The following is a 17,039-nucleotide window of genomic DNA, read 5'->3' as shown; positions in this document are numbered from 1 at the left end:
GAGGGATTGACCCCCTCGATGGGGGATGACCGATGAATCCAGCAGCACCTATAAAAACAACAACCTCGCCCCTGCTGGCGACCAAGCTGATGCCGCCTCGCCGAGGCCGTGGCACCCTGCCCCGACCGCGCCTGGAGCACATGATCGAGCAGATCGCCGAGGCCAGCCTGACCGTGCTCAAGGCTCCACCGGGATTCGGCAAAAGCACACTGGCCAGCGCCTGGGCACAAGCGGCGCTGACGCGCGGCGCGCAGGTTGCCTGGTTGACGCTCGACGAAGCGGATGACAGCCCCGAACGCATGCTGTTGCACGTGGCCGCCGCCATTGCACGAAGCCAGGCGGGAGCCACCGAGCAGTCGCCGCTCAAGGATTTCGCGCTGCTGCCCGCCGAGCACCTGAGCACGCTGCTGCTCAATGACCTCGGACGCCGGGAACAGGACTGCTTCCTGTTTGTCGACGACTACCACTGCGCGCCCCCCGAAGCCTTCGCCGCCGCTTTCGACCAACTGATCCGCTACGCGCCGGATAACCTGCATCTGGTGTTCTGCGGCCGCAACGATCTGCCGCCGAGTCTCTATGCCCATCTTTACAGCGACGCTTGCCTGGAAGTGGATGCCAGTCAGTTGCGCTTTGACCTGGACGAAACCCGCGATCTGTTGCTGCGCTCCGGCCTGACTGACATCGATGCGGGCGAACTGCTTGACCTGCACCAGTCCACTCAGGGCTGGATCGCGGCCTTGCGCGCCAGTCTCCTGTCGATCCGCCAACGTCCCGGCGGCAGCGCCCGATTGCCCAAGAGCATTTCGGGCTTGCTCGATGAACTGCTCAAGCACTTGCCCGCGGCATTGGTCGAACAACTCGGCCGACTGGCCTGCGTCGACAAGTTCAACGCCGAACTGACGGCCCGCCTCACCGGCCACCCCGACGCCCGTGCCTTGATCGACGAACTGGACCGCTTGCAGTTGTTTCTCAACGGCCTGGACGACACGGGCGACTGGTTCAGCTTTCACCCGTTGTTCCGCGAGCACCTGAATCGGCGCCTGCAACCGCGGCAACTGAGCGATACCCTGGGTGTGGCCGCGCGCTGGTTCGCCGACCAGAATCTATGGGCAGACGCCGTACGCAGTGCACTGGCTGCCGGCGACAACGAGAGTGCCCAGCAATGGATTGCCCACTGTGCGATGGACCTGGTTGAACAAGGGGACTTCATGGTGCTGCTGGACTGGCAACGCCAGTTGCGCGATCACCTGCTGCAGAGCCCGCCGCAATTGAAACTGGCAATGGCCTGGGCTTCGGGCCTGGCGATGACACACAGCAACTCGTTTCACCTGCTCAGTGAAGTCGAGGCGGAACTCGCCACGTTAGGCCGTCTGCAAGAGAGCGATGCACTGTATTGGGAATGCCAGGCGCTGCACGCGATGCTCAAGGCCCTGAGCGATGACGGCGAGGCCGGCGGACAGCTTGCCCTTCGCTGCTTGCCGCACCTGGGCAATCGCCCGTGGATCTGCAACACCTTGCTCAACGTGGTGTGTTTCAGCCATCTGTGCGCCAGTCGCTGGGAAGCGTTTTACAGCCTCCCGCCGGTGATTTGCGAACCGCTGGAACGTAGCCGCTATCTGTTCAACAAGATCTATCGCCTGAGCCTGGTGGGATTTGGCGAGACCCTTCAGGGGCGTTTTTCACAAGCGGCGGTCATTCTGGAAGAGGCCCTGCGCCTGACCGCCCCGGCCAGCGGCCAGGGGCATTCGGTGCTGCGTGCCCTGCCCGCCAGTTTCCTCGCCGCCGTTCGTTATATGCAGGGACGTATGGACGAAGCGGCACAACTGAGCTTGGAGAATCTGGAGACCGCCAAGCTCGGCGGTTTCCTCGATTGCATCGCCAGCGCCTACGTGACGGCCAGCCGCCTGAGCAGCAGCCATGCCAGCCATCAGGGTGCCCGCTACTTTCTGGAAGACGGCGAACGCCTGGCGCAACATCGCCAATGGCCACGCCTGCAGGCCTTTCTGCTGCTGGAGCGCACGCGGTACAGCCTGATCGATCACAAACAGCATGAAGCGCTGGCCTGCGCCCAGCAGCTGGAACAATTGCTGGCCGATCATTCGTTGCTGGCGCAAGACGATTTCACCGATTACCACTACCTGTCCACACTGGCGGCACTGTGGTGTGAAACGGCCGAGTATTGCAGACCGGTGGATTTGACCCAGGCGCAAAGGCTCTGCCAGTGGGCAGCCGCGCACAACCAACGGCTCAAGCAGACCCGCCTGGCCGCCAGCCTGGCCCTGGTTTACTGGAAACGTCAGCAAAAAGAGAGCGCCGTGACGTATCTGCTCGAGGCCTGCCAACTGGTCGAGCACAGCGGCGCCTACCGCCTGCTGATGGACCTGCCTGCCGCCGACGGCTTGCAGCAACTCATCCAGCACGCCCTGCAAGACAAGCGCTTGAGCCAGGCCCGGCTTGCGCAGTTGCAACGCCTGCTGCCCGACACCGGCGATACAACGCAACAACCCGGCCAGGCCCGCACGGCCATCGCGTTGACGAGCAAGGAGCGCCATGTGCTGGAAATGGTCTCCCAGGGTAAATCCAACAAGGAAATGGCCAAGCTGCTGGGTATTACCCCTGAAACCATCAAGAGCCATATGAAGAACATCTTCAGCAAACTGCAGGTGGACAGCCGTGCGCAAGCTGCCGTGATCGCCAAGGCCAGTGGTTTGATTTAGGCAAGACATTCGGGACAACGACGCACCGCCGTCAGGCATCCAGTAACGGTCGGTTTTTATTCCGGGTAACTGGCATGGTTGAACTGGCTATCGTGAATCACGAGCCCATGTGGGAGCTGGCTCGCCAGCGAAAGCGGCCTTGAGTCAAGCAGTGCCTTTGAAAACGCCATCGCCGGCAAGCCGGCTCCCACAGGTTTTGTGTCGTCCACAAAATGAAGGTGGGTCACGATAAAGCATTTATCGTGAGGGCCAGCGGGTGCCCTTGTAGTACAACGAAACAACATCAGAAGAACTTGATCTCATAGCCGAATCGCGATGCCGCGCTGACGATATGCTGCCCCATGATCTGGCGCGCCGCCGAAGCATCGCGATCGATGAACGCCTGCACCAGCTCCTCATGTTCCCCGCGCGCCGCATGGGGAATGTTGCTGTACAGCGGACCTCGCCGTGCAAAGGTCATGGTGATCAATGCCCGCATCGGCTCCAGCACCGTGCGAATCATCGTCTCCAGATAGTCGTTGCCTGACGCTGCGGCGACAGCCCGATGAAAGTCCAGGTCGGCGTTGACAGTGTCCAGGGTCGGTTCGCCTTCGTAGTGCATTCGCAAGACGGCTTCCTGAATCGTTTTCAGCTTGCGGGGCGTCATGTTCGAGGCGGTCAGTGCGGCGGCCTGGCTTTCCAGCACGGCCCGCACCTCGAACATGTTGCGAATCGTATTGTCACCGTCCAGCAACGGCGCCGACTCGCGCTGGGGTAACGGTTCCGACGATTGCGTCACCTGCGAGACGAATACGCCCACGCCCTGTCGCGACTGGATCAACCCCTGCGCCCGCAGCGTCGCGATGCCCTCGCGCACGACATTCCGGCTGACACCGAAGTTTTGCGACAGAAACTGTTCGGTCGGCAAGCGATCTCCGGGGCGCAGTCGTCCGGAGGCAATCTCGTCGCTCAACGAACGGGCAATGTGCTCTGCAAGATGCGGTCGCCGTGCCACGGGTTGCACATTCATTTCACTCATGCTGATCACTCCTCCCACTTGTCTACTTAATCTACAGCAGAAGACTTGTTCACGTCAGTAACAACTGAAATTCCTCAATCACATCAATAATAAAAACGTTATTTATCAACTAGTTGAACAGATTATTGATCAAGCTACCAACGAACCCCAAGTTGTTCAGTTGAAGGACAACAGGACGTCATGTACGGTCATTTTCAACCTGACGCGGAAAATCCCCGCGCCACCGTTGCAACCTGCTTGAGGCGCCTCTTTATGAAAATTGCCAACATTGAAACCATCCCGCTTCGAATTCCATTCACGACAGGTGGACGGTCGGCCGGCGGGGTCTGGGGCCCCAAAGACCTGCAGATGGTCGATTCCCTCGTGGTTAAAGTCACCACCGATGACGGCATCGTCGGCTGGGGTGAAACCTTCGGCTTCACCGCGATTCCGGCGGTCAAAGTCGTGATCGACACCATCCTGGCGCCGGAACTGATCGGCAAGGACGTCTCGTGGCGCGAGAAACTGCAGGGCGATCTGCAGAAGAAATTCCACGTCTTCGGTCGTAGCGGCGCCTTCATTTATGGCCTGTCGGCGATTGATATCGCGCTGTGGGATATCGCCGGCAAAGCGGCCGGCAAACCGATCTACCAACTGCTGGGCGGCGGCGAAGCCACGTCGCTTGCGGCCTATGCCAGCCTGATCCGCTATGCCGACCCGGAACTCATGCGCATCAATGTGCAGCGCGCGGTCAACAGCGGCTTCAAGCATCTCAAGCTGCATGAAGTGGACATCGAGGTCATCCGCGCCGCGTGCGAAGCCGCAGGGCCCGGCGTGGAAATCACTCTCGACGTCAACGCCCCGTGGACGGTGCGCGAAGCGCTCGACATGACCGAGAAACTTCGCCCGTTGAACCTGCGCTGGATCGAAGAACCGGTGTGGCCACCAGAAGATTATTCAGGCCTGGCAAGGGTGCGCAGGCAAGGCGGCATTCCGGTCGCGGCCGGCGAGAACGCATCGACGCTCATGGACTTCCAGCACCTGCTTGAAGCCGGCGCGGTCGACTTCGTGCAGCCCAGCCCGGCCAAAATGGGCGGCATCACCGAACTGCAAAAGGTCTACGCGCTGGCCAACGCCCACGGCGTCACCGTGATGGTCCACGCCTTCTACGACGGCCCTGGCCTCTTGGCCGCGGTGCACGGCAGTGCGGCCCTGGGCGGCGCGAAGTCGCTGGTCGAATGGCGCTATTTCGATCTCGAAGCACAACTCTACGGCGACGCCATCATTCCGCGTAATGGCCGCATCGACGTACCCCAAGGGCCGGGGCTCGGCATCGAGCCGGATCAGGACGTCATCCTGGACTACCGCATCAAAATCTGACCGCACACCTATCAACGCAGATCGAAACCGACACGGCAGTCGTCGTGTCGACCTCGATCGACCATGGCGAAATTCCTGACAAGAACAAGTACGAGGATTGAGAACATGTTGGACAGAATCGTAGGACCCATTTTGCCCGTTGCCTTCGTGATCGCGCTGGGCTTCATTGCCGGCAAGCGCGGACGACTCACCCAATCGGACAGCCTGTTGATCAGCCGGTTGGTACTTGGCTGGATCTTCCCGGCGCTGCTGTTTGTCGGTATGGCGGGCACGCCCCGCGAGCAACTGCTGGACTTCAAATTCGTCCTGGCCACGTTCATCGGCATCATGGGTATGTACACGATTGCGCTGGTGATCGGCTGGTGGCGCCATCGCGATCTGAAGGTTGCGACGCTCAAGGGATTCGTCAACGGCTATCCCGACGCCGCCTTCATGGGCATCCCCATTCTGGCCACGATGTACGGACCGGGCAGCATCTATTCGGTGCTGGTACTGAACCTCGTGGCGAGCCTGGTGATGATCCCGCTGACCACCATGCTGCTCACCATCGCGGACGGAAAAGGCAATGGCGCCCAGGCGTTCGTGTCCAGCCTGACGGGGGCCGTGCGGCGCCCGCTGATGTGGGCACCGGCCCTGGGCATTGTCATCTCCCTGCTTCAGGTCAAGTTGCCGCCCATTGCTGCGGAGTCACTCACTCTCCTGGGCAAGGCCACGCCTGGCGTATCGCTGATGTGCCTGGGCCTGATCATGTCGTCGGAGAAGCTGAAAATGTCCGGCGAAGTGTGGACCAACCTTGGGCTCAAGCTGTTCATTCACCCTGCGTTGATGTTCGCCGCCACCGTTGTGCTGGGCGTCTATGGGCTTAACGCACAACAGATGATCCTGCTTTGCGCACTGCCGTCGGCGACGATCCCGGCGATGTTCGCCAACCAGACCGGCGCCTACCAGAGTGAAGCGGCGACATCCATCCTGGTCAGTACCGTGTTGTCGATCGTGACGTTTTCCGCTGCGATTTACCTGATCGATGGAGGGCTTGCTGCCGCCTGAGCATGTCCCGTCAATGGAGGCAAGGCGTGGAACGAGGCATTCGTGCCGAAGCACCACGCCCGGGACTGCGCCGATACCCGATCAGCCTGGCCGGCTCGCTCAAGAGGACGCCCTCTCAATTCCGGCGATACAACGCCAACAGGACTTCCAGTGGATGCCGTAGCTCTCGGCCGTCGAGGCGCTTGACCTGGCTGCGGCATGAATAGCCGGTAGCCAGTGGCTCTCCAGGTAAATCCTCAGCCACCATTTTCTGCCATGACTGATTGAATATGGTGCGGGACGTTGCCTGGTTTCGAGTCTCATGGCCGTAGGTTCCGGACATGCCGCAGCATCCTGTTGCTTCAATCGCCAACTCCAGGTTTGCGCGCTCAAAGACTTCAACCCATTGCCTACTGCTGGCGGGTGCGTTGGTTTTTTCGGTGCAATGCGCCAGTAGTCGATAGCTTCTGCGTTCGGCGCCTTGCGGCATTGGCGGGGCACAATCGAGCAACCATTCCTGAAGCAAATCAACGGCTGGCACCTTCGACTGGCCGGGCACCTTTTGATACTCCTGGCGATACACGAGGGTCATGGCCGGGTCCAGGCCCACCAGGCGCACGCCCGACTCACTCAGTGCCTGTAACTGACGCGTATTACGCAAGGCAGCCTTGTTGAACGCGGCAAGAAAACCTTGCACATGGAGTGGCTTGCCGTTCGGGCTGAACGGTGCAATGAAAACCCGATACCCCATTCGCGAGGCCAGTTCGATAAACGAAGCCAGTAAAGGCGTCTCGAAATACCGCGTGAATGCATCCTGAACGACGACAACACTGCGACTGATTTCAACGGGACTCAGCGCTGCCAATCGCTGTGGCGTAGCAGGCTCGACACGCCAACGCTTCAGAACAGCGTGCAAATCGAAGCGACTGAGCAGCGGACTGTCGACCATGCCTACTTTTTCCGCCAGCACACGCTTGAGCAATGGCGCGCCCATCAATGTGTTGTAAAGGCCGGGAATCCTGGCGAACCAGGGAATGCTGAACTCCAGCGAACCGATCAGGTAGTCACGCAATGGTCGCAGGTAGCGCCCGTGATAAAGCTCCAGGAAACGCGAGCGAAACTCGGGGACATTGACCTTGATCGGGCACTGGCCTGCGCAGGATTTGCAGGCGAGGCAACCCGCCATGGCGTCATAGACTTCGTGGGAAAAGTCGCTGGCTCCCAAGCGCCGGGCCCGACTGTTGCGCCAACGCTGTGGCAGGGTCTTGAGAAAGTGGCGGTTTTGCAATGACGCGGAAAGCACATCGACACCTGCGTTTCCTTGCAGGCGCAGCCATTCCCGTATCAGCGACGCTCGCCCTTTCGGCGAGTGCTGGCGCTGCCGCGTGGCCTTCCACGACGGGCACATGGCATCGTCCGGATCAAAGTTGTAGCAAGCGCCATTGCCGTTGCAATGCACCGCAGAGTCGTAGCTGCGCCAGACCCGCTCGTCAATCTGTCGATCAAGGTCGCCACGCATGATGGCCTCGTCGATTTTGATCAATGACTCGGCACTGCCCAGCGGCGTGGCAATTTTCCCGGGGTTCAATTGATTGTGCGGATCGAAGGCAGACTTCACCGCCTGCAAGGCGGGATAAAGCTCACCAAAAAATGCCGGGGCATACTCGGAGCGAATGCCTTTGCCGTGCTCTCCCCAAAGCAGGCCGCCATAGCGCTGCGTGAGTCTGGCCACGCCATCGGAAATCGGACGAACCAGGGCTGCCTGCCGCGGATCCTTCATGTCCAGCGCCGGACGCACATGCAGCACTCCGGCGTCGACGTGCCCGAACATCCCGTACTGCAAACCATGGCCGTCGAGCAGCGCGCGAAACTCGGCAATGTAGTCCGCGAGATGTTCCGGTGGAACGGCGGTGTCCTCGACAAAGGGCTGGGGTCGAATCTCGCCCTGCACGTTCCCCAGCAAACCGACCGAACGCTTGCGCATCCCATAGACTCGCTTTACCGCCACCTCCCCCTCGGCCAGTGTATGCCCCAGACGCTCCACGGTTTTGTCCCTGCGCAAATGCTCGACGAACGCCGCTACCCGACCTTCGACTTGCGCCAGGTCATCCCCGCTGAACTCCACCAGGTTGATACCCAGTGTCGGTCGCTCGGGATCTTGCGGAAAATACTCGGCAACGCTGTGCCAAACGATATCCTTCATGGCCAACAGCAACACTTTGGAGTCGACGGTCTCGATCGACAGCGGCTTGTGCTCGAGCAAGGAACGCGCATCGCGCAATGCATCCATGAAACTGGCATAGCGCACATTCACCAGCACCGAATACTCCGGGATGGGCAGCACATTCAGCTCGGCCTGAACCACAAAGCCCAACGAGCCTTCAGCGCCACACATCACGCTGTTGAGGTTGAAACGCCCGTCATCACCGCGAATATGCGCCAGGTCATAGCCTGTCAGGCAGCGGTTGAGCCTGGGAAAGCGTGCCTCGATGAGATCGGCCTTGTCCGAGTGAATACCCCGGACCACCCGGTGCACCTCACCGACCCGATCGTCACGGGCACATTCACGCTCCAGTTCATCCTGCGCCAAAGGTCGGGAGTGAAGGTGTTCGCCACCCAGCAGAATACTGTGCAGCTCAAGCACATGGTCCCGGGTCTTGCCGTAGGTGCAACTGCCTTGGCCGCTGGCGTCGGTGTTGATCATTCCGCCAATGGTTGCCCGGTTGGATGTGGACAGCTCCGGGGCGAAGAACAGCCCGTGAGGCTTGAGCGCCGCATTGAGCTGGTCCTTGACGACACCCGCCTGGACCCGGACACGCCTGTTCGACGGGTCGATTTCCAGGATCCTGTTCATATGCCGGGAAAGGTCGACCACTATCCCGTCGGTCAGTGACTGACCGTTGGTGCCCGTCCCTCCTCCCCTGGCCGTCAGTTTTATCCCGCGATAGACCGGTGCGGCCATCAGCCGTGCCACGCAGGCAACATCCTGTTCATCCAGTGGAAAAACAACGGCTTGCGGCAAACGCTGATAAATCGAATTGTCCGTCGCCAACACGGTGCGACTGGCGTAATCGGTGCCGACCTCGCCACGGAATCCAGCGGCTTTCAAGGCAACAAGAAATTGACTGTAGTCAGGGGCGGTCAGGCCCGGTGGGAGCTGGGCAATCATGGAGGGGGCTCACGAAGACTGGGCGACAAAGCCACCCTCATCGGCACAAAGGGCCAATCATGCCGACAAGGGTGAGATCCGGTGGCGTTTCGACAGGTGTGCGCGTTACTCGCCGAGATAGGCTTTTTGCACTTGTTCGTTGTGCAACAAGTCATCGGCCTGTCCTTCCAGCGCAATGCGACCACCATCAATGACGTACGCACGCTGGCAAGTCTGGAGCGCGAGTTTCGCGTTCTGCTCCACCAGCAACAACGTGACCCCTCCCTTGACCACTTCACGGATGGTCTCGAATATTTTTTGCACAATGATCGGCGCAAGCCCCATGGACGGCTCGTCCAGCAACAGCAGTTTGGGTTTGCCCATCAGCGCCCTGGAGATTGCCAGCATTTGCTGTTCGCCCCCGGACATGGTGCCGGCAAGCTGGAACGCGCGCTCCTTGAGGCGCGGAAAAATACCGAACATGCGCTCGATATCGGCTTCGATGGCTGTCTTGCCGTCGGTCCGTGAAAAAGCCCCCATTTCCAGATTTTCATGGACCGTCAGCTTGGGAAAAATACCCCGCCCCTCAGGGACCAGCGCCAGGCCTTCGCGTATCAGGTCGAAGCTTTTGATCCTTGCGTGGGCCTTGCCATCAAAGGTGATTTGCCCTGCGGTCGGCGTCAGCAGTCCGGCGAGGGTCTTGAGGGTCGTGGTCTTGCCGGCACCGTTGGCACCGATCAAGGCGACCATCTCACCCTCACCCACATGAAAATCCAGCCCCTTGATGGCCTGGATGGCCCCGTAGGACACCTTGAGATCGTTTACCTGAAGGATATTTTTCATGCTCAAGCCACCGTCTCAGTGCCCAGATAAGCCTCGATCACCCGAGGGTCTTTTTGAACCTGCGCAGGCAGGCCGTCCGCGATTTTCTTGCCGAATTCCAGCACCGTAACGTGGTCGCACAGGCCCATGACCAGCTTCACGTCATGTTCGATCAGCAAAACGGTCTTGCCATCGCCCTTCATCTTGCACATCAACTGGCGCAAGCCTTCGGTCTCCGAAGCGTTCATGCCGGCTGCCGGTTCATCGAGGGCAACCAGCAACGGCTCGGTGGCCAGGGCCCGGGCAATTTCCAGGCGGCGCTGGTCGCCGTAGGAGAGGTTTTTGGCCAGCTCACCGGCAAAACGACCTATGCCGACATAGTCAAGCCAATAGCGTGCCGCTTCATGGATCTCGCGCTCCTCCCGGACGCAGCGACGGGTGCGCAAGATGGCACCGAACACGCCGCTTTTGGTCCGTACGTGTCGGCCGATCATGACGTTTTCCAGCGCCGTCATGTTGGGAAACAGGCGTATGTTCTGGAAGGTCCGCGAGATGCCGGCCTCGACCACTTTGTGCGGTTTGCTGATCCGCAGCGGCTTGCCGTTGAAGTCGACTTTGCCTTCCTCGGCGCGGTACAGGCCGGTCAGCACGTTGAACAGCGTCGTCTTGCCGGCGCCGTTAGGCCCCAGCAGACCACGGATTTCGCCACGCTTGATACTCAGGTCGATGCCATGCAGCGCCTGCAGCCCACCAAAGAATTTGCTGACTTTGCGCAGCTCAAGCAGTACGTCGCTCATACCTTATTCACCTCTTTGAGCCTGAACTCGGCTGTCGCGGGTTCCAGATGTTCAACACCGCTTTCGAGCACAGGGCCGGGTGCCACGGGCTCGCTTTCTTCATCATGCAACTCGGCTCGACGGCGACTCGAAGGCCACAGGCCCTCGGGCCGGAAGCGCATGACCAGGATCAGGGCCAGGCCAAAAACCAGCATTCGCAGCGTCGAGGCATCAAGGATGTTGCGCAGCACCTCACGACTGATGAAGGTCACGTTGTCCATCACGAAGGGCTGCACCCAGTTCACCAGGTCGCGGAACACCTCGGGCATGATCGACAGAATCAACGCCCCCAGCACTACACCGCGAATGGAACCCATGCCGCCGAGCACCACCATGGCCAGGACCATGATCGACTCCATCAGGGTGAAGGATTCAGGACTGACGAAGCCCTGGTAAGCGGAAAACAAGGCACCTGACACGCCACCGAACGTCGCGCCCATGGCAAAGGCCAGCAGCTTGAGGTTGCGCTTGTTCAGGCCCATGGCTTCGGCGGCGACCTCGTCTTCGCGCAGCGCCATCCAGGCACGTCCGATGCGCGACACTTCCAGGCGCTTGGACAGGATGATCGCCAGGATGACCACCGCCAGAAAGAACAGGTAGTAGTTAATGACCGGTGAAACCTGCAGCCCGAACAGACTCCATTTCGTTTGCAGCGAAAGGAAGGCATGGGGGGCCTGCCCGCCCGCATGACTCCAGGCGCCGGCGTCGATATGCAGCGGCGCGATACCGGCGATGCCCTGCGGACCGTTAGTGATGTTCACCGGTTGATCCAGGTTGTTCATGAAGATCCGGATGATTTCACCGAAACCCAGCGTGACGATGGCCAGGTAATCACCGCGCAACTTGAGTACCGGCGCGCCGATCAATACACCGCATATCGCGGCGATGATCGCGGCCAGTGGAACGATGATCCACAGCGGCCAGTTCAAGACCCCTTCTGCCAGCCCGACCATGTTCAGGTGCGGGGACGAGAGCAGCGCATACAAGTAGGCGCCGATGGCATAGAAGCCGATGTAGCCCATGTCCAGCAGGCCGGCGTAGCCGATGACGATATTCAACCCGAGCGCCAGCAGCACGTAGAGCATGGCGAACCCGAGGATGCGCACCCAGGTCGGCCCGAGGATCGGGATGGCGTCGACCAGAAACGGTAGCGCGATGAAGGCAAGCAGGAGCAACGCGTATTGAGCGTAATGGTTCTTCATGGCAAAGCCTCCTTATGCGCGATCGGCCTGGCGCTCGCCCATCAGGCCGTTAGGCCGGAACAGCAAGACCATGATGAGCACCATGAAGGCGAAAATGTCCTGGTAGTTCGCGCCGAGGAATCCCCCGGTCAACTGGCCGGTGTAGCCCGCAGCCAGGGACTCGATCAAACCCAGCAATATGCCGCCGGCCATCGCGCCGAAGAGATTGCCGATGCCGCCCAGCACTGCCGCCGAAAAGGCCTTGAGCCCCAACAGCAAGCCCATGTAGGCGTCAGCCTGACCGTAGTTGACCGCACGCATGACTCCGGCCACCGCACCCAGCGATGCACCGATGACAAAGGTGGCGGAGATCACCCGGTTGATGTTGATGCCCATCAGTCCGGCGACTTCCTGGTTCTGCGCCGTGGCTCGCATGGCCTTGCCCAGGCGGGTCTTGTCCACCAGCACCCAGAGGGCAAACATGATGACGACCGAGATGATCATGATGCTCATCTGGACGTTGGTAATGGTTGCGCCGAACACTTCGATGGGCCGGGTTTCGACGACTTCCGGAAAGGTCTTGTAGCCGCGCCCCCAGATCATCATCGCCAGGTTCTGCAGGAAAATCGAAATACCGATTGCCAGGATCAACGGCGTCAGGCGCGGGGCCTTGCGCAACGGTCGGTAGGCGAACTTCTCCATACCTTGTGCCATCAGCATGCAGACGACCGACGCAATCATGATTGCGAACATGAGCGTCAAAACACCGGGTGCAAATCCGAACCCTGCCAGCATGGTCAGCACCGAAATCGTCACCATCGCACCGACCATGACGACTTCGCCGTGGGCAAAGTTGATCAGGCCGATGATGCCGTAAACCATCGTGTAGCCCAGCGCCACGAGGGCGTAGATACTGCCGAGCACCAGACCGTTGAGGACCTGCTGCAACAAGATATTAAGAGTGGCGTCCACTGGTGAATCCTCAAAGCTGCGTTGTATTCATCGGCGATCCCCTGCGGGGTACGCGATGGAATTCATGGCAGATCAGAAAAAAGTCTTCTTGTTGTTGTCGCGGGCCGTGGCGGCCCGCTTGTCGTTCTGGGTGTACCGACTGCTTATTCGCGCTCGACGGCCAGGGTTTTCCATTTGCCATCTTCAAACTGGAAAATCGTCGCTGCCGCATTTTTCAGGTTGCCGGAATCGTCGAAGGCAATCGTCCCGGTGACACCGTCGTAACTGGAGCTTTTGAGGACCGGCAGGTAAACGGCCGGATCATCCGATTGCGCCTTGACCATTGCATTGATCGCAGCCCAGGTCGCGTCGTAGGCGGCCGGCGATGACTGGACGACGCCCATGCCGAATTTATCCTTGAGCTTTTGCTCGAACGCGGCGCCCTTCGGCATGTCCTGTAGCGGCGTGCCGTAGTTCCAGGCGTAGGCGCCTTCAGCGGCACTGCCGGCCATTTTCTTGAACTCGTCGTTGGGCAGATTGCCGATGTTCATGAACTTGGCCTTGATGCCCAGGTTTTTCATCTGCTTGGCCATGGGCGCCGCCTGGTAGTCCAGGGCGGCGAAGAACACCGCGTCCACTTGCTGTGCTTTCGCCGTGGTCAGAATGGCGTTGAAATCGGTGGCCTTGTCGTTGGTGTATTCACGCACCACGACATTGCCGCCAGCGGCCTTGACCGCTTTGTTCACCTCATCCGCCAGCCCCTGACCATAAGCGGTGCGGTCATCGAAGATGGCAATGCGTTGGGCACCGAGTTTGTTGACCAGGTAGTTGCCGGCGTAACGACCGAGGGTGGCGTCATCGTTGACCACGCGGAACACCGACTTGATGCCTTGCCTGGTCAGCGCAGGATTGGTGGCCGAAGGCGAAATCTGCGGAATGCCGGCGTCGCCGTAGATTTTCGAGGCAGGAATACTGGTGCCGGAGTTGTAGTGACCGATGACCACGGCGACCTTGGCATCCACCAGGCGCTGAGCCACCGCCGTACCGGTGCGCGGATCGGCCACGTCATCCTCGGAGACCAGTTTGAACTCGGCCACCTTGTCGCCGATTTTCAGTTTTTGCTGGTTGGCCTCCTCGATGGCGATGCTCACACCATGTTCAACATCCAGACCCTGATGGCCCGAAGGCCCGGTCAATGGACCGGCGAAGCCGATTCGAACCTGTTCGGTGTCCGCCGCAGCGGCGATCCCGACATTCAGCGCTGAAGCCATGGCCGCAGCGAGTGCGGTGAGGATCAGGTTGTGTTTACGCATATACCCCTCCCAGAAATCATCGGACAAACGAATTGAGCACGTTGGCGTGCAAGTCTTCTTTTCCAAACCCGGCGCCCTGTCACGGCTACCCGGCCTTTTCGGGACAATCTCACTGCAATTCACAATCACCAGCGGCGACCGCACTTGTAAGATAACAGTCAGCAGGCAACTGTCAATTAGTATATGCTAGGCAAAAGTGAAAATAAGAACGCAGATCTTGAGTAGCGGGGAAAAATGCACAAACCCGATGCACATCCCCAAGCAATATGGGACGCTCGCACCATGTGAAATCAGTTGTTTGATAACATACGGGAAGCTGCCAACCGGCCGAATCATCAGCCTGTTGACGATACAAACAGTGACTTTGCATTTATTTGACGAGGTCCACTCAGCTGTTCAACCCTTCATCTTCCGTGATGAGCATTGAGTTTCAGGAGCTACAGAAATGGACGCGACGACTGGTACGCGTAGAGGCAATCTTGCGGAGACGGTTATCCGCGAACTGTCCAATCGAATTGATGTGGGCACGTATGGGCCTGGTGAAAAACTGCCTTCCGAGCAGGCGCTGTGCAAGGAATTCAACGTCAGCCGGCCGGTCATCCGCGAAGCGGTCGCCTCGTTGCGCCTGGGCGGACGCCTGATCGCACGCCAGGGCGTGGGCGTGTTTGTCGTCGAGCAGGATGTGAAGCGCATCGGCTACGCACTCAGCACGGCGGTGGATGACGTTCGCGCAGCGGCGCAAGTGCTGGAGCTGCGCCTGGGCATTGAAACCGAATCCGTCGCCCGGGCCGCCGAACGCCGCAGCCCGACCAGCATGGCCGATATCACCCAGGCCTTCGATCGCTTCAACGCACTGGACGGCACAGACCTCGAGGAAGAGGCCAAGGCCGATTTCGAGTTCCACCTGGCCATCGCCCGCGCCACCAACAACCCGCACTTCACACAGTTGCTGGAGGCGTTGGGGCCGGACATCATTTTCGACCTGCACCTCAAGCATGGGCAGTCCACCGGAAAAAGCAGGCAGGCACACATCAAGAAAATCGGCCGCGAACACGGCGCGATTCTGTCGGCGATCACCATGGGTGACATCAACGGCGCCCGTACGGCACTGCGCAAACACCTTGAGGAAAGCCTTTCGCGCTATCAACGCCTGGTACAGAGCGGAGAGTGATCTCCGCCCTGTTGTTCCACTGCCTCAAGCAAGCCCCAGGCACAGGTATTTGATCTCGACGTAATCTTCGATGCCGTAGCGTGAGCCCTCCCGCCCCAGGCCCGAAGATTTGACGCCGCCAAACGGCGCGACCTCGGTTGCCAGCACCCCGACGTTGACCCCCACCATGCCGTATTCGAGTGCCTCCGACACGCGCCACACCCGCCCCAGATCACGGGCATAGACGTAGCAGGCCAGGCCGAATTCCGTGGCGTTGGCCATGTCGATGACTTCTTTTTCGTCGCGAAAGCGGAACAACGGCGCCACCGGACCGAAGATCTCCTCCTGTGCCACACGCATATCGGCGGTGACGTCGGCCAGCAAGGTTGGCTCGTAGAACGCCCCGCCCAAGGCATGACGCTTGCCTCCCGCCATGACACGCGCCCCGGCTTCCCGCGCTTCGACCACCAGGGCATCGACTCCGGCCAGTGCCTTGGCATCGATCATCGGACCGACTTCGATGCCCGCTTGCGTGCCCTCTCCCACCACCAGCCCCTTGATGCGGGCGGCAAACTTCTCGACGAAACGCTCGTAGATGCCATCCTGGACAAAGAAGCGGTTGGCGCACACGCAGGTCTGCCCCGCGTTACGGAACTTGGCAATCAGCGCGCCCTCGACTGCTGCGTCCAGATCGGCATCGTCAAACACAATGAAAGGTGCATTGCCGCCCAACTCCATGGTGACCTTCTTCACCGTGGCCGCGCACTGCTCCAGCAGCTTGATGCCAATCGGCGTCGAACCAGTGAACGAAAGCTTGCGCACGATCGGGCTGGACGTCAGCTCACCGCCAATCGCACCGGAGTCACCGGTAACCACGCTCAACACACCACGGGGTATGCCCGCCCGTTCCGCCAGCACACACAGTGCCAGCGCACTGAAAGGGGTTTGCGAAGCCGGCTTGAGCACCAACGTGCAACCCGCCGCCAACGCGGGCGCGGCCTTGCGGGTGATCATCGCGGCCGGGAAGTTCCAAGGCGTAATTGCGGCACAGACACCGATGGGCTCCTTGGTCACGATCAATCGTCGATCGGCATGGGGCGATGGAATCACATCACCATAGAGGCGCTTGCCCTCCTCCGCGTACCACTCCACATAAGCCGCGGCGAAGGCAATTTCGCCCCGTGCTTCGGCCAGTGGCTTGCCTTGTTCGGCGGTCATGATCTGCGCCAGGTCTTGCTGATGCGCCATGATTTCGCGAAACCAGGCCTGCAGGCGCGAGGCTCGTTCCTTGGCAGTCAGCGCCCGCCAGGCGGGCAGAGCGGCCTGCGCCGCATTGATTGCACGCCGGGTTTCACTGGCGCCCATGCGTGGCACTCGCCCAATGACTTCACCGGTAGCCGGGTTGGTCACGTCCAGGGTTTGCGCGCTATCAGCGGCTACCCAGTCACCATCGATGTAGCAAAGTTCACGCAGCAGTTCAGGGTCGGCAAGTCTCATGAGAGGTGCTCGTATAAATTG

12 protein-coding genes are annotated in these 17,039 nt (G+C 60.2%); 4 read left to right on the top strand and 8 right to left on the bottom strand.

Features of this window, described 5'->3' with window-relative positions; genetic code table 11:
- Nucleotides 1-89: 89 nt before the first annotated feature.
- Nucleotides 90-2,717 (top strand): LuxR C-terminal-related transcriptional regulator, encoded by a 2,628-nt coding sequence (locus ACQKP2_RS04500; protein WP_427574688.1) that lies wholly within the window; start codon nt 90-92, stop codon nt 2,715-2,717.
- 283 nt (nt 2,718-3,000) lie between these two features.
- On the opposite strand, the gene ACQKP2_RS04495 is transcribed toward ACQKP2_RS04500, so the two are convergent.
- The gene (locus ACQKP2_RS04495; protein ID WP_427574686.1) at nt 3,001-3,735 is read right to left on the bottom strand and encodes a FadR/GntR family transcriptional regulator; all 735 of its coding nucleotides are present in this window, start codon (nt 3,733-3,735) and stop codon (nt 3,001-3,003) included.
- A 252-nt stretch (nt 3,736-3,987) separates the two neighbouring features.
- Here ACQKP2_RS04495 and ACQKP2_RS04490 point away from each other — a divergent pair, with 252 nt between their 5' ends.
- Nucleotides 3,988-5,094 (top strand): mandelate racemase/muconate lactonizing enzyme family protein, encoded by a 1,107-nt coding sequence (locus ACQKP2_RS04490; protein WP_427574685.1) that lies wholly within the window; start codon nt 3,988-3,990, stop codon nt 5,092-5,094.
- A gap of 105 nt (nt 5,095-5,199) precedes the next feature.
- The gene (locus ACQKP2_RS04485; RefSeq protein ID WP_427574683.1) at nt 5,200-6,141 is read left to right on the top strand and encodes an AEC family transporter; all 942 of its coding nucleotides are present in this window, start codon (nt 5,200-5,202) and stop codon (nt 6,139-6,141) included.
- Between the two features lie 115 nt (nt 6,142-6,256).
- On the opposite strand, the gene ydiJ is transcribed toward ACQKP2_RS04485, so the two are convergent.
- From ydiJ to ACQKP2_RS04455, 6 genes are all read right to left on the bottom strand, one after another.
- The gene (gene ydiJ / locus ACQKP2_RS04480; RefSeq protein WP_427574681.1) at nt 6,257-9,289 is read right to left on the bottom strand and encodes a D-2-hydroxyglutarate dehydrogenase YdiJ; all 3,033 of its coding nucleotides are present in this window, start codon (nt 9,287-9,289) and stop codon (nt 6,257-6,259) included.
- Between the two features lie 105 nt (nt 9,290-9,394).
- On the bottom strand, nt 9,395-10,111 hold the full coding sequence (locus tag ACQKP2_RS04475) for an ABC transporter ATP-binding protein (protein ID WP_427574680.1): 717 nt from the start codon (nt 10,109-10,111) through the stop codon (nt 9,395-9,397).
- A 2-nt stretch (nt 10,112-10,113) separates the two neighbouring features.
- On the bottom strand, nt 10,114-10,887 hold the full coding sequence (locus ACQKP2_RS04470; protein WP_427574678.1) for an ABC transporter ATP-binding protein: 774 nt from the start codon (nt 10,885-10,887) through the stop codon (nt 10,114-10,116).
- Nucleotides 10,884-12,128 (bottom strand): ABC transporter permease subunit, encoded by a 1,245-nt coding sequence (locus ACQKP2_RS04465; RefSeq protein ID WP_427574676.1) that lies wholly within the window; start codon nt 12,126-12,128, stop codon nt 10,884-10,886. The genes ACQKP2_RS04470 and ACQKP2_RS04465 overlap by 4 nt, the downstream gene beginning before the upstream one ends.
- Nucleotides 12,129-12,140: 12 nt before the next feature.
- Nucleotides 12,141-13,079, bottom strand: a complete 939-nt coding sequence (locus tag ACQKP2_RS04460) for a branched-chain amino acid ABC transporter permease (protein ID WP_427574675.1) — start codon at nt 13,077-13,079, stop codon at nt 12,141-12,143.
- A 143-nt stretch (nt 13,080-13,222) separates the two neighbouring features.
- Entirely contained in the window at nt 13,223-14,371 is a 1,149-nt protein-coding gene (locus tag ACQKP2_RS04455) for a branched-chain amino acid ABC transporter substrate-binding protein (protein WP_427574673.1), read from the bottom strand.
- A gap of 445 nt (nt 14,372-14,816) precedes the next feature.
- On the opposite strand from ACQKP2_RS04455, the gene ACQKP2_RS04450 reads away from it, so the two are divergent.
- Nucleotides 14,817-15,542, top strand: coding sequence for a FadR/GntR family transcriptional regulator (locus ACQKP2_RS04450; RefSeq protein WP_427574671.1), 726 nt, complete (start codon nt 14,817-14,819; stop codon nt 15,540-15,542).
- Nucleotides 15,543-15,566: 24 nt separating this feature from the next.
- Here ACQKP2_RS04450 and ACQKP2_RS04445 read toward each other — a convergent pair whose 3' ends face one another.
- On the bottom strand, nt 15,567-17,018 hold the full coding sequence (locus tag ACQKP2_RS04445; protein WP_427574670.1) for an NAD-dependent succinate-semialdehyde dehydrogenase: 1,452 nt from the start codon (nt 17,016-17,018) through the stop codon (nt 15,567-15,569).
- Nucleotides 17,019-17,039: the final 21 nt, after the last annotated feature.

This window comes from Pseudomonas sp. NPDC089569, assembly GCF_050280625.1.
Taxonomy (GTDB): Bacteria; Pseudomonadota; Gammaproteobacteria; order Pseudomonadales; family Pseudomonadaceae; genus Aquipseudomonas.
Note: the sequence above shows the minus strand (reverse complement) of the source record. Positions and strands in the feature narration are given on the sequence as shown.